This window comes from Microvirga terrestris, assembly GCF_015694425.1.
Classification (GTDB): Bacteria; Pseudomonadota; Alphaproteobacteria; order Rhizobiales; family Beijerinckiaceae; genus Microvirga; species Microvirga terrestris.
The window spans coordinates 722,518-744,425 of sequence record NZ_JADQDN010000001.1; the positions used below are offsets into that span (position 1 = coordinate 722,518).

The following is a 21,908-nucleotide window of genomic DNA, read 5'->3' on the forward strand; positions in this document are numbered from 1 at the left end:
TTTCGATATCCGTCACGTTCAGTTGTCCTCGTCGTTCTTCTTGACCCGGGCCGCCCCGAAGCCATGCATACCTAGCGCGTATTGCAGCCCCACGACAGCGCCTTTCATGGGCTGAAGCAGCGCGAGGCAGAGGATCAGGGTCAGCGCCGGCCAAGTCGCCAGATGCACCCACATCGGCACCTCGAGCTTAGTCTCTGACATCAGGATGCCGTAGCCGACGATATGGCCGACAACGAACATCACCAGATAGGGCGGCAGGTCGTCGGCCCGGTGATGGTGAAACTCCGTCCCGCAGGATTCGCAATGATCCACGACCTTGAGGAAGCGCCCGAAGAGGCGCCCGCGGTTGCAGGCCGGGCAACGGCCCAGGAAGCCGCGTCCCATGGCGGGAACGACCTTCACCTCATCCGCATCGGCGGCACTCTTGATCGTCAAAGACATATCTCGTCCTTACCTCAGGCGCGCCCGCGCCGCTTGACCTTCACCCGGGTCGGGGAGCGGGCGGAGGCCTCAGTCGCCTTGGCCCGGCGGGCCGGCCGCTTGCCGCCCTTCCGCCCGCCACCACCGGTCTTGCCGGTGAACCGGCCCTTGGTGAGGAGCTCGAACCGAAGTGCCCCGGCCACAGGCGCCGCTTCCACCAGCTTCACCTCCACCTTGTCGCCGAGGCGGTAGGTCTCGCCGGTATCCTCCCCGCGCATCGAGTGGGTCACCTCGTCGTAGCGGTAGTAATCGTCGCCGATGGTGGCCGCCGGGACGAAGCCGTCCGCGCCGGTCTCATTCAGCTTGATGAAGAGCCCGGCCTTCGACACGCCCGAAATCTGCCCCTGGAATGTGGCCCCGATCCGGTCGGCGAGGAAGTGTGCGATCAGGCGGTCGATTGTCTCACGCTCCGCCGCCATGGCCCGCCGTTCGGCGGCCGAGATCTTGGCGCTGATCTCGATCAGCTCCGCCCGGGTGGTGCTCGCGGGCAGGCCGTCCTTGCCGAATTTCAAGGCAGAGACGAGAGCCCGGTGGACGATGAGGTCCGCATAGCGCCGGATGGGCGAGGTGAAGTGGGCGTAGCGCTTCAAGTTCAGGCCGAAATGGCCGTAATTCTCCGCCGCATACTCGGCCTGGGATTGGGAACGCAGCACCACCTCGTTGATGAAGAGCTGGTGCTCGGAGCCGTCGACGCTGCGCAGGATCCGGTTGAACAGCTCCGGCCTGATCGGCCCCTGTCCAGGGATCTTGAGGCCGATGGAGGCGAGCACTTCGCTCAAAGACCGCATCTTCTCCAAGGAAGGCTCATCGTGAACCCGGTAGATCAGGTCGGACTGCGCCTGCTCCAGGGCTTCCGCCGCCGCCACGTTGGCGAGGATCATGAACTCCTCGATGAGCTTGTGCGCCTCCAGCCGCTGGGGCACGAAGACCCGGTCCACGGTACCGTCGGCTTTCAGCACGATCTTCCGTTCGGGCAGGTCGAGAAAGAGCGGCTCGCGGATGTCGCGCGCCTTCTTCACAAGCTCGTAGGCGGCCCAGAGGGGCTTGAGGATCGTATCGAGGATCGGCGCCGTAACCTCGTCGGGCCTGCCGTCGATGGCTTCTTGAGCCTGCTGGTAGGAGAGCTTCTCGGCCGAGCGCATCATCACCCGGTGGAAGCTGTGGCGGATCTTCCGCCCGTCGGGGCCAATCACCATGCGGACCGCAAGGGCAGGGCGATCCTCCCGCGGCCGCAAGGAGCAGAGATCGTTGGAGATCCGCTCCGGCAGCATGGGCACGACCCGGTCGGGGAAATAGACCGAGTTGCCGCGCTCCTGCGCCTCGCGGTCCATAGCGGAGCCGGGATGGACGTAGGCCGACACATCGGCAATCGCCACGGTGACGATGAAGCCGCCGGCGTTGTTCGGGTCGTCATCCGGCACTGCATGTACGGCGTCGTCGTGGTCCTTGGCGTCCGGCGGGTCGATGGTCACGAGGGGCAGGGTGCGCCAATCCTCGCGGCCGTCCAGGGTGGCGGGTTTCGCAGCCGCCGCCTCGTCGAGCACCGCCTTCGGGAATTCGTTGGGAATGTTGTGGGCGAAGATTGCGATGAGGCTGATAGCCTTCTCGGACTTCACCGAGCCGAGGCGCTCCTTCACCTTCGCGGTCGGCAGGCCGAAGCGGCCGTGCTTGACGATGGAAACGGCAATCAGATCGCCGTCCTGCGCCTCGCCTTCGTCGCCGGGTCTGATCTGCAGTTCCTGATCGCGCGCCTTCTTGTCGACGGGGATGAGGCGGCCGCCGCCTTCCGGCAGGCTGCGGAAGATGCCCAGCACCTGGGCCTGCTTCTTGGCGATGATCTTGGTCACACGGCCGGAATAGTGGTGAATGTCGCCGGGCTTCAGCGGCTCGACCCGCAGCAGCGCCCGGTCACCCACGCCGGCAACCGGCATCCCCGGCCGCGGCTTGCGCGGCGATACGATGATGATCGTCGGAACCGAGCCGTGCTCCTCGTCCCATTCCGTCGGCACCGCAATCAGTTCGCCGTCCCGGTCCCGCTTGGTGATGTCTGCGAGCACCATTGGAGGCAATTGGCCGGCCTTGTGAACCGTCTTGCCCCGGCGGTCAACAACACCCTCGATCTCCAGATCCTTGAGGATCTGCTTCAGCCAGATGCGATCGTTGCCCTTGATGTTGAAGTGATGCGCAATCTCCCGCTTGCCCACCTTGCCCTGGGCCTGGGTGATGAAGGAGACGACCTCCTCGCGGGAGGGCAGGCTGGTCTGAGAGCTGGGACGTTTGGCCAAGGGAGAAACTCGTTTGGTTGACCAGGCCTTGTCGCATGCAAGCTTGGCCGCGACCAGCCCGGCAGCTGTCATTGTCATGACGCATGGAAACGCCAAGAGATCCATGCCGCAGCAAAGAGCCGTTCAGGCAAAAAATAAGGCTCCCGATGGGGAGCCTTGAGGGACCGGCCCGTGGGGGCAGATTGAGCCGGTGAACTTGTACAACGAGTTTGTCGGAGGATGGTTCCAAAGTTTTTCGAAAAATTCTCTACATTTGAAATCCTGAATATTGTTTCATAGTGATCTTCGTGCCAAGCAGTTTTCGCTAAATGTCACTCATTCACAATGTTTGGCGATCTCTTTTTTCCTTGGTTCAGTTCTGATCAGCGATGTGCGCCAAAGCACATGATCAGAGGGTGATGATCAGTGCTAAGCCATTGTCGCAACGGCATTCTCTCCATTCATGGAGTAGGCGCATAATCCTCAGATCACTACTGAATCGTCCCTGTTGAAAATCCATAGCCCAGGGGCACTGAGATGTACGCTAGTAATATCTTGCAAACCGAACTCGAAAGAATCATGGGAGGCGCGCTGCCCGGAGGGGCATATGGCGGCACCCAAGTGGTTGTTACTCCAGTGACAGGCGGCACAGGTTCAGAGGGGAGTAGTGGAAGTAGTTCGAGTTCTTCATCCGGAAGCGGGTCGATTGAAATCAGCGATATCGGATTGGGGACATTCATTGCGGGGATTAATTATATGCCTTGGCAGGACATGGGTGGTGATAACAGCATTTTTTTAGGTTTTGGAAATGGAGACCTAAGTCTCACGATGTGGGAAGTAGACAATAACTTTATGATTGCAGGATATGAGAACCCTGAATTGGAAATGTGGATTGAAGAGACTATAGAATCACTGACGGATGGCCTTAAATTAACAGTCGAATTCGCGGGATTTCACTATACTCTTATCTTTGATGCAACAAATGGAAAGTATATTCAGTTCATAGAAGGTATGAATGAGAACGACTCCATCAAAGCTGCAGGTGTTCTCAGTGGAAAAGGCGGGAATGACCATCTCATAGGCCTTTCGACAAACGATACTCTCCTTGGCGGCGAGGGTGACGATGTGCTGGTAGGCGGAGCTGGGGCGGACCAGCTTGTAGGTGGGGCCGGCGAGGATTGGGTATCCTATGCTGACGCAGCGCAGGGCGTAAGCCTCAGTCTGGCTGATGGGCGCGGCTATGTCGGCAGCCTTAATGGCGGGGCCGAGGCCAATGGTGATACTTACCACAGCATCGAGAACGTCGAGGGCAGCAATGGCGGTGATGTGCTCACCGGGAATGCTGGAAATAACCTGCTACGCGGCCTGGGATCCGACGATATCTTGAATGGCGGTGAGGGAGCCGACGGCCTAAATGGTGGTGCCGGCTTCGATTGGGCCTCGTACATCAATTCAAAAACCGGTGTCGTAGCGGACTTGGCAAATCGGTCCGCAAACACGGGTGAGGCTGCAGGCGACTACTACAACTGGATCGAGGGCCTGCAGGGCTCAAACCACGGTGACACCTTGGCCGGTGATAGCATCGGGAATGCCTTATCGGGCCTGAACGGCAACGACGTACTCGCTGGCCGGGGCGGCAACGATCACCTCAATGGCGGGGCCGGCGACGACATTCTGCAGGGCGGGGCCGGGGCCGACATGCTGATCGGAGGCGGTGACTTCGACTGGGCCTCGTATGCCGATGCGACGGCAGGCGTGACGGCCGATCTGTCGAATAGCTCTCTCAACATCGGTGACGCGGCAGGCGACACCTATGTGGATATTCGTGGTCTGCAAGGCTCGAACCACAACGATGTGCTCACCGGCGACACCACGACTCTCGGCAATGCTCTGTCGGGACTGGATGGAGATGACGCTCTGATAGGCCAAGCTGGAAATGACCATCTCCATGGCGGGGCAGGGAGCGATGTTCTCTACGGTAATGGTGCCAATGACATCTTGATTGGCGACCTCGGCAACGATCAACTCATCGGCGGAGCCGGTGCGGACTATCTTACAGGAGGTGCGGGCCGAGACGTGTTCCGGTTCGACTGTACGCTGGGCTCAGGAAATGTCGACACTATTGCCGACTTCAGCACGGCGGAAGGCGACCGGATCGAACTGGAAACGCATGTCTTTCGTGCATTCCCAGATGTGGTCTATGAAGTTGACGACGGCTATGTGCTCAACGCCAATTTGAAGAGCGCAGCCTTCAGCATCGGCGCTGCAGCTACGTCGTCCTCACATCGGATTATCTACAACAGCAGCACCGGTGCACTCTTCTACGATGCAGACGGTACAGGGGCGTCAGCCCAAGTGCAGTTCGCACAGTTGAAAGCAGGGTTGGCGCTGAGCGCTGCCAATTTCGGTCTCTACACGCTTTAAAGGGAAGCTTGCTAGGCTCTCAAACAGAGAAGGGCCGGCGATTTTTCGCCGGCCCTTCGTTAATATGAAAGAGATGGCTTTAAGTCGCGAATAAACGCTCCCTCTCAAGCCTATATGCTTGCTCTAGATATCCAAATCCGCTTCATCCGCAAACGCCGCGCGTTCCTGGATGAATGCGAAGCGGGCTTCGGGCTTGTTGCCCATCAGGCGCTCCACGACATCGCTGGCGTCCAGCCTCTCCTCGTCGGCCACGATCACCTTCAGAAGCAGGCGCTTCTTCGGGTCCATGGTGGTTTCCTTCAGCTGTCCCGGCAGCATCTCGCCCAGGCCCTTGAAGCGGCTGACCTCGACCTTGCCGCTGCCCTTGAACACCGTCTTCATCAGGCGCTCCCGGTCGGCCTCATCCCGGGCGTAGGCCGATTTCGCACCCTGCGTCAGCCGGTAGAGCGGCGGGACGGCCAGGTAAAGGTGGCCATTATCGATCAGCTTCGGCATCTGACGGTAGAAGAACGTGATCAGCAGGGTGGCGATGTGGGCGCCGTCCACGTCCGCGTCCGTCATGATGACGACCTTCTCGTAACGAAGATCGGCTTCTCGGAACTGGGAGCCCTGGCCGCAGCCGAGCGCCTGGACGAGGTCCGAGATCTGCTGGTTCTGGTGCAGCTTGTCCTTTCCGGCCGAGGCCACGTTCAGGATTTTTCCACGCAACGGCAGCACGGCTTGCGTGGCGCGGTCGCGGGCCTGCTTGGCGGATCCGCCGGCCGAGTCGCCCTCGACCAGGAAGAGCTCGGAGCCCTTGGCACCGGCGTTGGAGCAATCCGCCAGCTTGCCGGGCAGGCGCAGCTTGCGGGTCGCGGTCTTGCGGGCAACCTCCTTCTCCTGGCGCCGGCGCAGGCGCTCCTCGGCCCGGTCGATCACCCAATCGAGCAGCTTGTTGGCCTGCTGCGGCGAGGCGGCGAGCCAGTGATCGAAGGTGTCGCGGATCGAATTCTCGACGATGCGACCGGCCTCGACCGTCGCCAGCTTGTCCTTCGTCTGGCCCTGGAACTCCGGCTCGCGGATGAAGACCGACAGCATGGACGCGCAGGTGGCCATCACGTCGTCGGTGGTCACCTGCGCCATGCGCTTGGCCTGGTTCACGCGCTCGGCATGCTCGCGCAGTCCGCGGAGCAGGGCGATGCGCAGGCCGTTCTCATGCGTGCCGCCTTCAGGGGTGGGCACCGTGTTGCAGTACGAGGTGGAGAACCCGTCCTCGTTCGTCATCCAGGCGACCGCCCATTCCAGCGAGCCGTGGCTTCCGGGCTTGGTGATCTTGCCGGAGAAGAGCTGGTCCGTGACCAGCTCCTTGCCCTCGATGTCGTGAAGCAGGTAGTCCTTCAGGCCGTTCGGGAACTTGAAGGTCGCTTCAGCCGGAACGTTGGCGACACCCTCGACCAGCGACGGGGCGCATTTCCAGCGGATCTCGACGCCGCCGAACAGATAGGCCTTGGAGCGGGCCATCTTGAACAGGCGGCGGGGCTGGAAAAGAGCTTCCTTGCCGAAGATCTGCCAGTCGGGCTTGAAGCGCACCTTGGTGCCGCGCCGGTTGAGCACGCGGCCCACGGTCTCGATCTTACCCTGGGGAATGCCGCGGGAGAAGATCTGCCGGTACAGGGTCTGGCCACGGGCGACCTCGACCTCGAGAATCTCCGACAGGGCGTTCACCACCGAGACGCCAACGCCATGGAGGCCGCCGGAGGTCTCGTAGACCTTCGAGTCGAACTTGCCGCCCGCGTGCAGGGTGGTCATGATGACTTCGAGCGCCGACTTCTTCGGGAATTTGGGATGCGGATCGACCGGGATGCCGCGCCCGTTGTCGGTCACAGACAGCCAGCCGCCTTCCTCCAACTCCACCTCGATGAAGGTCGCGTGGCCCGCGACGGCCTCGTCCATGGAGTTGTCGATCACCTCGGCGAAGAGGTGGTGCAGGGCCTTCTCGTCCGTGCCGCCGATATACATGCCCGGCCGGCGGCGGACGGGCTCCAGCCCCTCCAGCACCTCGATGGCCGACGCGTCATAGCCGGCCTCGTCCGGCGTGCCTTGCTGAGGCGGCGCCTGGCGGGAAACCTTGACGGCGGCATTGCGGGCCGTGGCAGGCGCGGCACGCTTGGCAGCGCTGCCCCCGAAGAGATCGTCGTTGTCTGTCATTGGGACCTTGGTCCGGGATGATGATTCGCGCTTCTTTACACTATTTCTCATCCCGTTTTTATACGAGAACAAAACGGAAACGTGAAGGCAGATTTTTCAGTCGCAAGCCACAAATGTGAGGAGGAACTTAGTCCATAAAGGTTACCGGCGAATTCCCCTAAAGGCTGTCTTACGGATGTCATCCGGAACTGTTTAAATTGTATTCACGTTGAATGGTTAAGCATGAGCTTAACGGGAGATTTGAGCGTGACCACGCGGACGACTTTGGCGCCAGCCCAGAAGCTTCACCTTGACCGCGCGGCACGCAATGCAGGCGAGGCCTTCGCCTTCGACGAGCCCGACGCCACGCCGGCCGCCTCGCGCTCCTATGGCTCGAGCCTCATCTGGCTCGGCATGGCGGTTGTGGCCTTGGCAGGGCTCAGCTTAGTCCTGTAACTTATCGTTAGCATCCGGATTCCCTCCGAAGAGGCGAACCAGCCGATCCTCGAGCCGCTTGCCATAGGTCAGCAGGAACAGCGTGGCCAACGTGCCGCTCAAGGTGATGAACCAGGCGCCCAGTCCCGCCGTGACACCGAGGCTGGCGGCGATCCAGACGGTAGCAGCCGTTGTCAAGCCATGGACCTGCATCCGATCGCGATCCCGCAGGATCACACCGGCTCCGAGAAAGCCTAAGCCCGTCAGGATACCCTGCACGACGCGGCTGACGGCGTCCTGCCCGAAATGTAAGCCCTCATAGACGGAGCCCGACAGGATCACGATGGCCGAACCGAGGGAGACGAGAGCCAGGGTCCGCATCCCGATGGGCTTGTTGTGAATGTCCCGGTTGAGGCCGACAACCATGCCGGCAATCGTCGCCATGAGCAGCCTCAGCGAGATCTCAACCTGGTCGCCGTATTCCTCCTTTAGCCAGAACACCCACTCGTCCATCGCGGTCAGCCTGCCTTGGCCGTCTTCTTCGCGGCAGCGGTCTTGGTGGCCGCTTTCTTCGGAGCCGCCTTCTTGGCAGTGCTCTTCTTGGCTGCGGTCTTGGACGCGGTCTTCTTCGAGGCAGGCGCCTTAGCGGCTGCCTTCTTGGCCGGAGCCTTGCGGCCGCGGGCGGGCTTCTTCGACGGGCCGGCCGCTCGGCGCGCCTTCAGGAGCTCGACCGCATCGGCCAGGGTCACCGCCTCCGCGGCCATGGCGCGCGGCAGGGTCGCGTTGGTTTCGCCGTCGGTCACGTAAGGTCCGAAGCGCCCGGCCTTCACCACGATGGGCTTGCCCGATTCCGGATCCTCGCCCAGGGGGCGGCCCGGATCGGCCGCGCCACGACGGGCGCCGCCTCCGCCGCTCTCCTTGGTGACGATCAGGTCGATGGCCCGGTTCGCGCCGATCTCCAGCACGTCGTCGCCCGCGCCCAGATTGGCGTAGGTCTTGCCATGCTGAACATAAGGCCCGTAGCGGCCGATGCTCGCCAGGATCGGCTCGCCCGATTCAGGGTGGACAGCCACCTGACGCGGCAGCGCCAAGAGCTTCAGGGCCTTCTCCAGGTCGACCTGCGCTGGCGTCGTGCCTTTGGGCAGGGAGGAGCGCTTGGGCTTCTCGCCTTCGCCGAGCTGCACGAAGAAGCCGAAGCGACCGTCGCGCAGGGTCACTTCCAGGCCCGTCTCCGGATCCTGGCCCAGCACCTTCACACCCGGCTGGCCGCCGTTCTCTGACAAGCCCTCACCGTCGGCCGCGACGCCGGTGGCCGCGAGCTGGCGGGTGAACTTGCACTCGGGATAGTTCGAGCAGCCGATGAAGGAGCCGAACTTGCCGAGCTTGAGCGACAGCTGGCCTGTGCCGCAGGTCGGGCAGGTGCGCGGGTTGGAGCCGTCGCCCTTGTCCGGGAAGATGTGCGGGCCGAGCAACTCGTTGAGGGCATCGAGCACCTCGGTGGTGCGAAGCTCCTTGGTCTCGCCGATGGCGGCCGAGAAGTGTTGCCAGAACTCGCGCATCACCTGCTTCCAGTCGATCTCGTTGTTCGAGACCCGGTCGAGCTGCTCCTCGAGGTCGGCCGTGAAATCGTATTCCACATAGCGGCGGAAGAAGCTTTCCAGGAAGGCCGTGACGATGCGGCCCTTGTCCTCGGGGACAAGGCGCTTCTTCTCGATCTTGACGTATTCACGATCGCGCAGGGTCTGGAGCACGGCGGCATAGGTCGAGGGACGGCCGATGCCGAGCTCTTCCATGCGCTTGACCAGCGAGGCTTCCGAGTAGCGCGGCGGCGGCTCGGTGAAGTGCTGGGTGGCGGCGATGCGGCGACGCTCCAGGGGATCGCCCGCCTTCATCGGCGGCAGACGGCCCTCGTCCTCGTCCGCCTCGTCGTCCTTGCTCTCGTTGTAAAGCGTGAGGAAGCCGTCGAACTTGATCACCTGGCCGGTGGCGCGCATGTCGAGCTTGCGCGGGCCCACCTGGGCCGTGATGTCGGCCGTGGTGCGCTCCAGCTCGGCCGATTCCATCTGGCTCGCGATGGTGCGGGTCCAGATCAGGTCGTAGAGGCGGGCCTGCTCGGGCTCCAGGTACTTCGCTATGGATTTCGGCAGGCGGCCCATATCCGTCGGACGGACGGCCTCGTGCGCCTCCTGGGCGTTCTTGGCCTTGGTGGTGTATTTGCGCGGGGCGCCGGGCACGTAGCGGTCGCCGTATTCCTTGCCGATCACCCGGCGGGCCGCTTGCACGGCCTCCGGCGCCATGTCGACGCCGTCGGTGCGCATATAGGTGATAATGCCAACCGTCTCGCCGCCGATGTCCACACCTTCATACAGACGCTGCGCAATGCGCATGGTCTGGGCCGGCGCCAGACCGAGCTTGCGGGAGGCCTCCTGCTGCAGGGTCGAGGTGGTGAAAGGCGGGTAGGGGTGTCGCTTGGCCGGCTTGGCCTCGATGGTCGCCACCGAGAAGGTGGCGAGCTCCAGGTCCTTCTTGAAGGCTTCCGCGTCCTTGCCGTTGCCGATGTCGAGACGTGTGATCTTCTTGCCGTCGGCACCCACGAGACGTGCGTCGAACACGCCGCCGTCCTTGGTAGCAAGCGTGGCGATCAGCGACCAGTATTCCCTGGGCTTGAAGGTCTCGATCTCAAGCTCGCGGTCGCAGACGAGGCGAAGCGCCACCGACTGGACACGGCCGGCCGAGCGGGCGCCGGGGAGCTTGCGCCAAAGGACCGGAGAGAGGGTGAAGCCCACGAGGTAATCGAGGGCACGGCGGGCGAGATAGGCGTCGACCAAGGCCTGATCGATCTGGCGCGGATTACGCAGTGCCGTCTGGACCGCGTCCTTAGTGATGGCGTTGAAGGTCACACGCTCGACTGGCAGGTCCTTCAGCACGCGCTTCTCGCGCAGAGCCTCCAGAACGTGCCAGGAAATTGCTTCGCCCTCGCGGTCCGGGTCGGTGGCCAGGATGAGCTTCTCGGCTCCCTTGATCGCCTTGGCGATGTCGGACACCCGCTTCGAGCCCCTGTCCTCGAGCGTCCAGATCATGCGGAAATCGGCATCCGGGTCGACCGAACCGTCCTTGGCGGGCAGATCGCGGATATGCCCAAAGGAGGCCAGGACCTCGTAATCCTTGCCGAGATACTTGTTGATCGTCTTGGCCTTGGCAGGCGACTCGACGACGAGGACTTTCATGAACGATTTCCTAAGCGCGGGAGCAGACAAACGCCCTGCTGCCAGGGCGTGACCGGCGGTCAGCCCATGACCGCCGCGGGGCGGGAATAAGTGGTTGATGATCGCAGACAAGTCAAATCGGACCCATCCGCACCTTTGTCATATGGCCATGAAGGCCCGCTCCAGCAAGGGATTCACGGCAGGCCCGAGATCGTTGGCGCCGATCATCCGGGCTGGTGATGCGAGGCGGGTGAGGGCATAAGCCTGGGTGATTTCAGGAGGCGCGAAGCGGGCAAGCGCCGCCGTCGCGGCCAGGAGGAACAGTCGCTCGGCGATGGACCGGGCCCGTGCTTCGGCCTCGGGCGAGTGGAGCGCCATGACCATGTCCCTGGCCGCGTCCGATGCGCCCGGAAGGTCCCGGATATCGGCCATGAGGCGCTCCAGCACGGCGGTGGCGACCTCAGGCTCACGGGTCTCGGCGCGCAGGATGTCGAGGGCGATCACGTTGCCCGAACCCTCCCAGATCGCGTTGACCGGCGCTTCCCGGTAAAGCCGGGGCAGGGCGCTCTCCTCCACATAGCCGTTGCCGCCGAGGCACTCCATGGCCTCGTAGAGCAGGCGCGGGGCCGACTTGCAGATGCCGAACTTGGCCGCTGGCGTGACGAGGCGCGCGTAAGCGGCCTCGTGGTCGTCCGCTTGCTGGAGGTCGAAGCTGTGGGCCACGCGCAGGCCCAAGGCCGTCATGGCCTCGCTCTCCAGGGCGAGGTCCGCCAGCACCATCCTCATAGCCGGCTGGTCGATGAGCTTCTTCTGGAAAACGCCGCGATGCCGGGCGTGGTGCATGGCCAGCGCCAGCCCCATCCGAACGAGGCCCGCCGAGGCCACGGCGCAGTCGAGGCGGGTGAGTTGCACCATCTCGATGATGGTGCGGACCCCGTGCCCCGCCTCGCCGATCCTCCAGGCGAAGGCGTCGTGGAGCTCGACCTCGGAGGAGGCATTCGAGCGGTTGCCGAGCTTGTCCTTCAGGCGCTGCAGGCGAAGGGTATTGAGGGAACCGTCGGGCCGGAACCGTGGGACGAGGAAGCAGGTGAGCCCGCCGGGCGCCTGGGCCAGCACCAGGAAGGCGTCGCACATGGGCGCCGACATAAACCATTTGTGGCCGGTGAGCGCATATTCGTCTCCCGTCTTGGGAACGGCCTGGGTCGTGTTCGCCCGAACATCCGTCCCGCCCTGCTTCTCCGTCATGCCCATGCCGAGGGTGACCGCACTCTTCTCCCAGAACGGGATGACGCGGGAATCGTAAGCCCGCGAGCGGATCTTTGGCAGCCAGTCGGCAAGCCGGTTCGGAGAGGCGGCGAGCGCCGCTGCGGCGGCATGGGTCATGGTGATCGGGCAGATATGGCCGCTCTCGACGCCCGCCGCCGTGTAGATGCGCGCGGCGCGTGTCACATGGGCGTGACCTGACCGGGGCTCGTCCCAGGTCGAGGCGTGGAGCCCGTCCTCCATGCTGGCGCGCATGAGCACGTGGTAGGCCGGGTGGAACTCGACCGCGTCGATCCGGTAGCCTCGCGCATCATGGGTGCGAAGTTTCGGCGTGTTCTCATTGGCGAGACGCCCGAGGTCGAGCCGCTCCGCCGAGCCCCAGGCGGCCCCGAAGGGAATGAGTTCCTCCGCCTCCGGGTCGACGCCATTGGCCTTCAGCGCGTCGAGCAGGGGTTGATTGATTGCAATGAGGTTCACATCCCCGAAGGGTGGCGTCTGATTGAGAACGTCATGGGTTTCGAACGGGAGCATGGCCGCCGGCCCTCGCGCTGTGTTCCTTGTATATTCTAGCGCGGAATGACCTTAGGCGAAGAGAGCCTGCTTGCCGCCGTTTCCCGGAGCGCCTATAGCCATCGCTTTAAGATGACAGACGCCCCCCGATCCGTTTTTCCCCACCGGCATCTCCTCGGCATCGAGGGGCTGTCTCCCTTGGACATTCAGGCGCTGCTCGACCTGGCCGACGAACAGGTCGAGGTGAGCCGGCAGATCGAGAAGCGGAAGACGACCCTCCGGGGCCGGACGCAGATCAACCTCTTCTTCGAGGCCTCCACCCGCACGCAGTCCTCCTTCGAGATCGCCGGCAAGCGGCTCGGCGCCGACGTGATGAACATGCAGGTCGGGTCGTCCTCGGTGAAGAAGGGCGAGACCCTGGTCGACACGGCCGTGACGTTGAACGCCATGCGGCCCGACATCATCGTGGTGCGCCATCATTCGGCGGGCGCCGTGCATCTCCTGGCCCAGAAGGTGGACTGCTCGGTGGTGAATGCCGGCGACGGCGCCCACGAGCACCCGACCCAGGCGCTCCTCGACGCGCTCACCATCCGGCGCAACAAGGGCCGCATCGAAGGCCTCACGGTCGCGATCTGCGGCGACATCCTGCATTCGCGGGTGGCGCGCTCCAACATGATCCTGCTCGCCGCCATGGGCGCGCGGGTGCGTCTCGTCGCGCCGTCGACCCTGATCCCGCCCGGGATTGCACGGCTCGGCTTCGAAACCTTCACCAGCATGGAGAAGGGATTGAGGGACGCCGATATCGTCATGATGCTGCGCCTGCAGCGCGAGCGCATGAACGGCTCCTTTGTGCCCTCCGTGAAGGAGTATTTCCGCTTCTATGGGCTCGACCAGGAAAAGCTCAGCTTTGCCAAGCCTGACGCGCTCGTGATGCATCCTGGTCCCATGAACCGGGGCGTCGAGATTTCCTCTGATGTAGCCGACGGCGCGCAGTCGCTCATCCGCGAACAGGTCGAGATGGGCGTCGCCGTGCGCATGGCGGTGCTGGAGGCTCTGGCGAGCCATCTGCCGAATCGGTGAGGAGAAAAGAACCCTCTCCCCTCTGCGGGAGAGGGTGGCCCGAAGGGCCGGGAGAGGGGCCGTGGACACAACGCGCAAGAACCAAGTCGCTCCAAAACTCCGCTCCTTTGCCAAGGAGCAGCGATCGATCCCGACCCGTGCGGAGGATCTGTTCTGGCAACAGGTACGCGCCGGCCGCTTTCACGGCTACAAGTTCAAGCGCCAGGTGCCGATTGCACCATACATTGTCGATTTCCTCTGCGCTGAGGCCAGGGTAATCGTGGAACTGGATGGGGCTCCTCATGAACGGCCGGAGCAGCGGGCGCACGACGAACGACGCGACGCCTTCCTACGAGGCCAAGGCTTTCGCGTCCTTCGCTTTTCCAACGACCTGATTCTAGGCAACGGCAATCTGGTTCTTGACTCTGTGCGCCAAGCGATTGAAGCCGAACTCCGCCCCTCTCCCGACCTGCTTCGCAGGCCACCCTCTCCCGCAGAGGGGAGAGGGCAAGAAGGTGCATCATGACCGCTGAACGTCCCCTGCTGCTGAAAAACGCCCGCCTCATCGACCCCGCCAGCGAGCGCGAGGAGCGTGGCAGCGTGCTGGTGCGCGATGGCGTGATCGAGGCTCTTGGCCCGCAGGTCGCCGTTTCCGACGACGTCCAGGTGATCGATTGCGGAGGCCAGGTGCTGGCCCCCGGCCTCATCGATATGCGCGCCTTCATAGGCGAGCCGGGCGGACCCTATCGCGAGACCCTGAAGAGCGCTGGCGAGGCGGCGGCGGCGGGCGGCGTCACCACCGTGGTGTCGATGCCGGACACGAGCCCGGCCCTCGACGATCCGGCTGTGATCGACTTCATCGTGCGCCGAGCCCGTGACACCTCCATGGTCAATATCCTCCCGGCTGCGGCCCTCACGAAGGGGTTGCAAGGTGCCGAGATGGCGGAAATCGGTCGTCTGAAGGAGGCCGGCGCCATCGCGTTCACGGACGGGGGGCGCTCCGTCACCAACGCCCAGGTGATGCGCCGCGCGCTCACCTATGCCCGCGACTTCGACGCGCTGATCATCCACCATGTTGAGGATCCGGATCTCGTCGGTCAGGGCGTGATGAACGAGGGTGAGTTCGCCTCGCGGCTCGGGCTGCCGGGCATCCCGCGCGAGGCCGAGACGGTGATGCTGGAGCGCGACATCCGTCTCGTGCGCCTCACGGGCGGACGCTACCACGCGGCCATGATCTCCTGCGCCGACTCGGCCGAGATCGTGCGCACTGCCAAGGCGAAGGGGCTGCCCGTCACCTGCGGCGTGTCCATCAATCATCTGGCGCTGAACGAGAACGACATCGGCGATTACCGCACCTTCCTGAAGCTCTCGCCGCCGCTGCGCCACGAGGATGACCGGCAGGCGATGATCGAGGCGCTGGCGGACGGCACCATCGACGTGATCGTCTCGGATCACAATCCACAGGATGTTGAGAACAAGCGCCTGCCCTTCGCCGAGGCGGCTGATGGCGCCGTGGGGCTTGAGACCCTGCTCTCGGCGGCCCTGCGCCTCGTCCATGCGGATCGCATCTCCCTGCCGCGACTGCTGCGGGCTTTGTCCACCAAACCTGCGGAAATCCTAGGATTGCCCGGCGGGCGGCTCGCGGTCGGTGCGCCGGCCGACCTGATCGTGTTCGACCCGGACGCGCCGTATGTACTCGACAAGCGCCAGCTCAAGTCCCTGTCCAAGAACACGCCCTTCGACGAAGCGCGCCTTGAAGGCCAAGTGAGCATCACGATGGTGGCGGGCCGGGTGGTTTTTCAGCGCGAAACGATGTAACGAGAAATGAATGTCTGACGAGGCCAATCTCCTGTACCTGCTGGCGGCTCTGTTTTTCGGCTATCTCCTGGGCTCGATTCCGTTCGGCCTGATCCTTACCCGCATGGCCGGCTTGGGCGATGTGCGGAAGATCGGGTCGGGCAATATCGGCGCCACCAATGTGCTGCGCACGGGCCGCAAGGGTTTGGCGGCCGCAACGCTCATTTCCGATGCCCTGAAGGGCACAGCCGCCGTGCTCATCGCCGCGCAGTGGGGTCCGCAATTCGCCATCATGGCTGCCCTCGGGGCCTTCCTGGGCCACCTCTTTCCCGTTTGGCTCGGGTTCAAGGGCGGCAAGGGCGTTGCCACCTTCATCGGGGTCCTGATCGGCCTCAAGCCACTGGCGGCGCTTATCTTCTGCCTGATCTGGCTCGGGGTCGCGTTCGCATCCAAGTATTCCTCGCTCTCGGCCTTGGTCGCCAGCGCAGCGTCACCGATCGTCCTTTGGCTGCTGGGTGAGCCTGGCATGGCCGGGATCGCCGTGGTGCTGGTGGCGCTCCTGTGGTGGAAGCACGGGCAGAACATCAGCCGCCTCCTTGCCGGAACAGAAGGCAAGATCGGCCAGAAGGGATGATCTCATGATCCTGACGGATGAGCAGCGTCTCGACTGGCTTCGCCTCATCCGCTCGGAAAACGTGGGCCCGCGCACCTTCCGCGCCCTGATCAACCAATATGGCGGGGCCGGGGCCGCACTGGACGCCCTACCGGACCTTGCTCGTCGTGGCGGGCGCCTGCTGCTTAAAGTTTACAGCCGAGCCGAGGCCGAAAAGGAGATGGCCGCCGCCGCGCGCCTCGGCGTGCGCTTCATCGCCATGGGCGAACCGGATTACCCGAAGACCCTCCAGGCCATCGACACCGCCCCACCCCTGATCGGGCTGCGAGGCAGCGCAGCGGCGCTGGCCAAGCCCTCCGTCGCCATCGTCGGCTCGCGCAACGCTTCCGCGTCCGGCCTGACTTTCGCCGAGCGCCTCGCGCGCCAGCTGGGCGATGCGGGTTATGTGGTGGTCTCTGGTTTGGCGCGGGGCATCGACACGAAGGCGCACAAAGCGACCCTTGAGACCGGCACGGTGGCGGTTCTAGCAGGCGGGCATGACCGGATCTACCCGTCCCAGAACGAGCCGCTGCTGCAGGCGATCCTCGATCAGGGCGGTGCGGTGATCTCCGAAATGCCCATGGGCTGGGAGCCGCGCGGCCGCGATTTCCCGCGCCGCAACCGCATCGTCTCCGGCCTGTCCTACGGGGTTGTCGTAGTGGAGGCGGCGCGACGCTCCGGATCGCTGATCACCGCGCGCTTTGCTCTGGAGCAGGGCCGCGAGGTCTTTGCCGTGCCGGGCTCACCCCTCGATCCTCGCGCCGAGGGCACCAACGATCTCATCCGTGACGGCGCTACCCTCTGCGCCGGAATCGAGCATGTGACGAGCGTGCTGGAGCCGCTAATTGCCTCAGGCCCTCGCCTCGACCGAAGCGCCGAGGAGCCACACTACAGTCTTGGGTCGGAAGAGCTTTGGGACGAGCTCGATCTGCCCGACATCGCCCGTGCACCAGTACGGCCCGTCATGCCGGATGCCGGGATCGAGGACGAGGCGGAGGAGAGCCCGGCCGATCTGATCACGTTCCTCGGACCGTCGCCGGTGGCCATTGATGATCTCGTCCGGCAAACCGGCCTGTCGATCCGGTCGGTCCAGACGGCTCTGCTGGAACTTGAGATCGCCGGGCGGCTTGAGCGGCACGGCGGTAACGCGGTGTCGCTGCTCGGGTCCTAATCGCTCTTATCGCCTGACTGCACCGCCCGAATGGCTTCCAGCCGTGCCATGTCGAGAAGATAAGCCAGAAGATCGAGATTGGCCTCACGGGCGAGGTAGGACAGCTCCGCCGAGAACTCGGCCACGTACTGGGCCGTTTCCGCGGGGCTCATCTTGCGACCGGGGCGGTCGCTATCCTCAGCGCCCGAAACGTCATTCGCCGACGGGTCTTTTCCGGAAGGGCGCAGGGCTTTGGTCATGAGGAATGACGCTGTCTCACTGTTGCAATTCGCCTAGTTAGCAGCACAACCGGTAATAAGACAAGCCGTCATATTATACCTTGAATTGCAAGTCGGCGGTTCGCGATCAACCCAGGAGGGAGATCAGCACCGGCATGGACAGCAGGGCGAGCAGGGTCTGCAGTGTCAGGATTTCCGCCATGAGCCCGGCATTGCCTCCCATCTGGCGCGCGAGCACGTAGGCTGCGCTGGCCGAAGGCACCGAGGCGGCGACGATGGTCACCGTCATGTCGTCTCCGGTCACACCCGCGAAGCGAGCCAGGGTTCCGGCCATGACCGGCAGGAGGACGAGCTTAAGGCCAGTCGACAGGGCGTGGGGCAGGCCGGGACGGGCGAGGCGACGGATGTCGAGCCCCGCTCCGACGATCAGGAGGCCCGCGGCGAGCGCCGCCCGGCCGATGATGTCGATATAGATCGCGACCGGCTTCGGCAGCGGCGGCGCCAGAAGGTTGAGGGCAAGCCCCACGGCGCAGGACCAGATGAACGGGTTGGTAACGAAGGAGCGCAGGATGTCGAAAGGACTGCGCCGGGGCTGGCCGGCAAAGCGGATGAAAACGTAGAAGGCGAGCAGGTTGAGGAGCGGCACCATGGCGGCGATGGCGACCGCGATCAGCGCGATGCCGCGCTGGCCGAACAGGCTGCCGGCGACGGCGAGGCCCACGAAGGTGTTCCAGCGCGTCGCCCCCTGAAATATCGACGTGAAGCTTGGGCCGTCGATGCCGAAATGGCGCTCCAGCACGGGGCGCAGCGCCAGCACGATTACCGCCATGATGAGGATCGCGCCGACCAGCGCGCCGCCGACGCCGAGAACCGGCACGGAGGAGAGGTCTGCCCTCGACAGGGTGTCGATAATGAGCGCCGGGAAGAAGATCACATAGGTGACGCGCTCGAGCCCGGACCATTGCTGCTCGCCCACGAAACCCGTGGTGCGGCATAGCCAGCCGGTGGCGATGATCAAGAAGGTCGGGATCAGGCTGGCGAAGACGGCCGACATGGGGATCCGGAGCGGGAGAGAGCAGGCAACCTGGCAAAAGCAGGGTGCATGAGCGGCTTAAGGCTTGCGGGTACGCTCGACAAGCGCCGGATAAGCTTGCATTGGATTTCGCTCCCGGTACTCCACTTGTCTTTGTCTGCGTCCCGCCAGAGGCCCCATGATCCAGGTGACGAATTCCATCGCGCTCGATGAAGCAGAACTCCAGGAAAGCTTCATCCGCGCCTCCGGGCCGGGCGGGCAGAACGTCAACAAGGTGGAAACCGCCGTCCAGTTGCGCTTCGACGTCCGCAACTCGCCCTCGCTGCCGGATTACGTGAAGGAGAAGCTGGAACGGCTCGCCGGCAGCCGCCTGACCAATGACGGCGTGCTGATCATCACGGCGCAGCGCTTCCGCTCGCAGGAGCGCAACCGGGAGGATGCGGTGGAGCGCCTCGTCGAGTTGGTCCGTCAGGCGACCGAGCGGCCCAAACCGCGCCGGCCCACGCGGCCGACACTGGCTTCCAAGAAGCGCAGGCTTGAGTCGAAGGGCCGGCGCGCCGAGATCAAGAAGGGCCGCAGCGGCAAGCCAACCTTCGACTAGCCCATCGTGCGAAAAAATGGATCCGGTTTTTCGCGAAAGCGATACGCTCATCAAAGAATGAGCCTTACCCTTGAAGAACGATGCCGCCGAAGCCGAGAAGATCTGCAAAGACGGCAAACACAACCCCAAGACCGACGAAGATGAGCCCGGTCAGGAAAAACCGGACTGAGCGGTTGTACCGCTTGAGTTGGAGCGAGGACACCATAAGCAGATCGGCCAGCGCCTTGACCTGCAGGGCCAGCCCCAGAGTGATCAAGACGACTGAGACGAGATCCGAACGGGTCCATTCGCCGGGCAGCGCCGCCCAGCGGCTCAGGAATCCCAGAGAGAAGCCGACAACGACGCCGATCGCCGTAATGGAACCGCTGCGGAAGATCGAGTCGATGCGCTGCTGCTCGTCGCGCTGGGCAGGTTCAACCGCATCATTCGCCATAGCCGGCTCCAATCCAGAGCTTTCGTGGGCGATCTTACATCAGGCTATGGTTGGTGCCGATACCGCTTTCGTTACTCTGACGGGGGATAGACGTGCTCGCCACCTCTGAAGTCCATGACCGTGTGGCAGCCTCCGTTTTCCCGGATGGCGTCCGGGCCGATCACGGCCTTTCCGTGCCCGCCGGGGATGTCGAGGATGTAGGTCGGCTGGCACAGGCCCGAAATCCGACCGCGTAAGGTCGCCACGAGAGCGCGGCCTTCCTCGATGGAGAGGCGGAAATGGCTCGTGCCCGGTGCGAGATCGGGGTGGTGAAGGTAGTAGGGCTTCACCCTCGTCTCGACGAAGGCCCGCATCAGGTCGGCGAGCGTATCGGGATCGTCGTTGACGCCCTTGAGCAGCACCGACTGGCTGATCATCACGATGCCTGAATCCACCAGCCGGGCGCAGGCCGCGCGTGCCTCAAGGGTCAGCTCGCGCGGGTGGTTGGCGTGAAGCGCCACATAGGCGGTCTTGCCGCTGCACTTAAGGGCCGCGATCAGTGCCTCGTCGATCCGCTCCGGCTCCACCACGGGCACGCGGGTGTGGAAGCGGACGATCTTCACGTGACCGATGGCGGAGAGCCGCTGCATGATCTCGGTCAGCCGACGCGGCGAGAGAACCAGCGGGTCGCCTCCGGTGAGGATCACCTCCCAGATCTCCGGATGATCCGCAATATAAGCGAAAGCCTTGTCCATAGCCTCGGGCGAGAGGGTGCCGAGCCCCTGCGGCCCCACCATCTCGCGGCGAAAGCAGAAACGGCAATAGACCGGGCACACATGCACGGCCTTGAGCAGCACCCGGTCGGGATAGCGATGGACGATGCCCTCGACGGGTGAATGCGCCAGATCGCCGATAGGATCTTCCCGTTCCTCGGGCGTGGTGGTCAGTTCTGCCGCGTCGGGCACGAACTGGCGGGCGATGGGATCGCTTGGATCGTTGGGATCGATGAGAGCAGCCATGGCGGGGCTGATGGCGACGGCATAACGCTCAGCGACTGCCTCGATACTGGCGATTTGTTCGGGCGCAACGAGACCGGCTTCGACCAGTTCGGCCGGATTGCGTAAGGGGCGGATCGCATTCACCGGCCCGTCTCCGGCACAGGAGCCCAGAGCACCTGATCGATGCGCGACGCCCCGGTGACGAGCATCACCAGCCGGTCGAAGCCGAGCGCGATGCCGCTGGCTTCCGGCATCTGGGCGAGCGCCGCCAGGAAATCCTCGTCCACCGGGTAGCTTTCTCCATAGACCCGCATCTTCTCACGCATCTCGGCCTCGAAGCGGCGGCGCTGCTCGGCAGCGTCCGTCAGCTCCCCAAAAGCATTGGCAAGCTCGACGCCGCAGGCATAGAGCTCGAACCGCTCCGCCACCCGCGCGTCGCGGGCGGTCGGGCGGGCGAGGGCTGCTTCGGCAACCGGGTATTCGTCCAAGATCGTGGCGCGGCCGAGGCCGAGATTCGGTTCGATCCGCTCCACGATGACGCGGCTGAACAGGTCCGCCCAGGTGTCGTCCTCCGCCACTCGCAGACCCGCCGTTTTGAGGCTGGCAGCCAGGTGCGCCTTATCGGTTTCGCCGTCCTCGTCGATGGAGGCGAGGAGATCGATGCCGGCGAAGCGCTGGAAGGCCTCGGCGACGCTCAGGCGCTCAGGCTCCCGGAACGGATCGCTTTCGCGGCCGCGAAAGGTGAGGGTGCGGGTGCCGGCGGTCTCGGCGGCCAAACCCAGGATCTCGCCGCAATCCTTCATCAGCGTCTCGTAGCTTTCGCCGGTCCTATACCACTCAAGCATGGTGAATTCCGGGTGGTGCAGGGGGCCGCGCTCCCGGTTGCGGTAGACGTGGGCGAAGCACGCGATCCGGGGCTCGCCCGCCGCCAGCAGCTTCTTGCAGGCGAATTCCGGCGAAGTGTGGAGGTAGAGGGGGGTGCGAGAGCCGTCGAGGCCGATGGCCTCGGTCGCGAAGGCATGGAGATGCGCCTCGTTGCCGGGCGAGATCTGGAGCGTGGCGGTGTCGACCTCTACGAAGTCCCGTTCCGCGAAGAACCCGCGCAGGGCGGCCTGAATCCGGTTCCGCGCCATCAGGAAAGGGCGGCGGTCGGCGTGGACATGGGGTATCCACCAGGGGGAGGGAGCGGTGAGAGGCTTATCCATTCCAAAGGGTTCCG

At 64.0% G+C, this 21,908-nt stretch carries 19 protein-coding genes; 8 read left to right on the forward strand and 11 right to left on the reverse strand.

Annotated elements, in window-relative coordinates; genetic code table 11:
- Nucleotides 1-18 precede the first annotated feature (18 nt).
- Both I2H36_RS03355 and rnr read right to left on the reverse strand, forming a co-directional pair.
- The gene (locus tag I2H36_RS03355; RefSeq protein WP_246718607.1) at nucleotides 19-441 is read right to left on the reverse strand and encodes a DUF983 domain-containing protein; all 423 of its coding nucleotides are present in this window, start codon (nucleotides 439-441) and stop codon (nucleotides 19-21) included.
- Between the two features lie 14 nt (nucleotides 442-455).
- On the reverse strand, nucleotides 456-2,765 hold the full coding sequence (gene rnr, locus I2H36_RS03360) for a ribonuclease R (protein ID WP_425523265.1): 2,310 nt from the start codon (nucleotides 2,763-2,765) through the stop codon (nucleotides 456-458).
- Between the two features lie 516 nt (nucleotides 2,766-3,281).
- Between rnr and I2H36_RS03365 the strand changes: the two genes are divergently transcribed.
- Nucleotides 3,282-5,168: a calcium-binding protein gene (locus tag I2H36_RS03365; protein WP_196262431.1), complete on the forward strand. Its 1,887-nt coding sequence runs from the start codon at nucleotides 3,282-3,284 to the stop codon at nucleotides 5,166-5,168.
- A 123-nt stretch (nucleotides 5,169-5,291) separates the two neighbouring features.
- Here I2H36_RS03365 and parE read toward each other — a convergent pair whose 3' ends face one another.
- On the reverse strand, nucleotides 5,292-7,355 hold the full coding sequence (gene parE / locus I2H36_RS03370) for a DNA topoisomerase IV subunit B (protein WP_196262432.1): 2,064 nt from the start codon (nucleotides 7,353-7,355) through the stop codon (nucleotides 5,292-5,294).
- Between the two features lie 246 nt (nucleotides 7,356-7,601).
- On the opposite strand from parE, the gene I2H36_RS03375 reads away from it, so the two are divergent.
- Nucleotides 7,602-7,790: a hypothetical protein gene (locus I2H36_RS03375; RefSeq protein WP_196262433.1), complete on the forward strand. Its 189-nt coding sequence runs from the start codon at nucleotides 7,602-7,604 to the stop codon at nucleotides 7,788-7,790.
- On the opposite strand, the gene I2H36_RS03380 is transcribed toward I2H36_RS03375, so the two are convergent.
- From I2H36_RS03380 to I2H36_RS03390, 3 genes are all read right to left on the reverse strand, one after another.
- A complete protein-coding gene (locus I2H36_RS03380; protein WP_196262434.1) occupies nucleotides 7,779-8,282 on the reverse strand; it encodes an MgtC/SapB family protein in 504 nt (167 codons plus the stop codon). The genes I2H36_RS03375 and I2H36_RS03380 overlap by 12 nt on opposite strands.
- Nucleotides 8,283-8,287: 5 nt before the next feature.
- Complete coding sequence (gene topA / locus I2H36_RS03385) at nucleotides 8,288-10,996, reverse strand: type I DNA topoisomerase (RefSeq protein WP_196262435.1); 2,709 nt, start codon at nucleotides 10,994-10,996, stop codon at nucleotides 8,288-8,290.
- Between the two features lie 138 nt (nucleotides 10,997-11,134).
- The gene (locus I2H36_RS03390; protein WP_196262436.1) at nucleotides 11,135-12,769 is read right to left on the reverse strand and encodes an isovaleryl-CoA dehydrogenase; all 1,635 of its coding nucleotides are present in this window, start codon (nucleotides 12,767-12,769) and stop codon (nucleotides 11,135-11,137) included.
- Nucleotides 12,770-12,880: 111 nt separating this feature from the next.
- Here I2H36_RS03390 and I2H36_RS03395 point away from each other — a divergent pair, with 111 nt between their 5' ends.
- The 5 genes from I2H36_RS03395 to dprA all read left to right on the forward strand — a co-directional run bounded on the left by I2H36_RS03395 (nucleotide 12,881) and on the right by dprA (nucleotide 17,427).
- Nucleotides 12,881-13,828: an aspartate carbamoyltransferase catalytic subunit gene (locus tag I2H36_RS03395; RefSeq protein ID WP_196262437.1), complete on the forward strand. Its 948-nt coding sequence runs from the start codon at nucleotides 12,881-12,883 to the stop codon at nucleotides 13,826-13,828.
- 61 nt (nucleotides 13,829-13,889) lie between these two features.
- Nucleotides 13,890-14,333 (forward strand): DUF559 domain-containing protein, encoded by a 444-nt coding sequence (locus I2H36_RS03400; protein ID WP_196262438.1) that lies wholly within the window; start codon nucleotides 13,890-13,892, stop codon nucleotides 14,331-14,333.
- Entirely contained in the window at nucleotides 14,330-15,625 is a 1,296-nt protein-coding gene (locus I2H36_RS03405) for a dihydroorotase (protein ID WP_196262439.1), read from the forward strand. Before I2H36_RS03400 ends, I2H36_RS03405 begins: the two co-directional genes overlap by 4 nt.
- A gap of 10 nt (nucleotides 15,626-15,635) precedes the next feature.
- Nucleotides 15,636-16,238, forward strand: coding sequence for a glycerol-3-phosphate 1-O-acyltransferase PlsY (plsY, locus tag I2H36_RS03410; RefSeq protein ID WP_196262440.1), 603 nt, complete (start codon nucleotides 15,636-15,638; stop codon nucleotides 16,236-16,238).
- A gap of 4 nt (nucleotides 16,239-16,242) precedes the next feature.
- Nucleotides 16,243-17,427 carry a DNA-processing protein DprA gene (dprA, locus tag I2H36_RS03415; protein WP_196262441.1) on the forward strand — a complete coding sequence of 395 codons (1,185 nt, stop codon included), beginning with the start codon at nucleotides 16,243-16,245 and terminating at the stop codon, nucleotides 17,425-17,427.
- Here dprA and I2H36_RS03420 read toward each other — a convergent pair.
- Both I2H36_RS03420 and I2H36_RS03425 read right to left on the reverse strand, forming a co-directional pair.
- A complete protein-coding gene (locus I2H36_RS03420) occupies nucleotides 17,424-17,666 on the reverse strand; it encodes a hypothetical protein (RefSeq protein ID WP_196262614.1) in 243 nt (80 codons plus the stop codon). The two genes, dprA and I2H36_RS03420, sit on opposite strands and share 4 nt — an antisense overlap.
- A gap of 106 nt (nucleotides 17,667-17,772) precedes the next feature.
- The gene (locus I2H36_RS03425) at nucleotides 17,773-18,699 is read right to left on the reverse strand and encodes an AEC family transporter (RefSeq protein ID WP_196262442.1); all 927 of its coding nucleotides are present in this window, start codon (nucleotides 18,697-18,699) and stop codon (nucleotides 17,773-17,775) included.
- Between the two features lie 157 nt (nucleotides 18,700-18,856).
- Between I2H36_RS03425 and arfB the strand changes: the two genes are divergently transcribed.
- Nucleotides 18,857-19,279, forward strand: coding sequence for an alternative ribosome rescue aminoacyl-tRNA hydrolase ArfB (arfB, locus tag I2H36_RS03430; RefSeq protein WP_196262443.1), 423 nt, complete (start codon nucleotides 18,857-18,859; stop codon nucleotides 19,277-19,279).
- 64 nt (nucleotides 19,280-19,343) lie between these two features.
- On the opposite strand, the gene I2H36_RS03435 is transcribed toward arfB, so the two are convergent.
- From I2H36_RS03435 to epmA, 3 genes are all read right to left on the reverse strand, one after another.
- Nucleotides 19,344-19,712: a hypothetical protein gene (locus I2H36_RS03435; protein ID WP_196262444.1), complete on the reverse strand. Its 369-nt coding sequence runs from the start codon at nucleotides 19,710-19,712 to the stop codon at nucleotides 19,344-19,346.
- A 71-nt stretch (nucleotides 19,713-19,783) separates the two neighbouring features.
- Complete coding sequence (locus I2H36_RS03440) at nucleotides 19,784-20,833, reverse strand: lysine-2,3-aminomutase-like protein (protein WP_196262445.1); 1,050 nt, start codon at nucleotides 20,831-20,833, stop codon at nucleotides 19,784-19,786.
- The gene (gene epmA, locus I2H36_RS03445; protein WP_196262446.1) at nucleotides 20,830-21,894 is read right to left on the reverse strand and encodes an EF-P lysine aminoacylase EpmA; all 1,065 of its coding nucleotides are present in this window, start codon (nucleotides 21,892-21,894) and stop codon (nucleotides 20,830-20,832) included. Before epmA ends, I2H36_RS03440 begins: the two co-directional genes overlap by 4 nt.
- Between the last annotated feature and the right edge of the window lie 14 nt (nucleotides 21,895-21,908).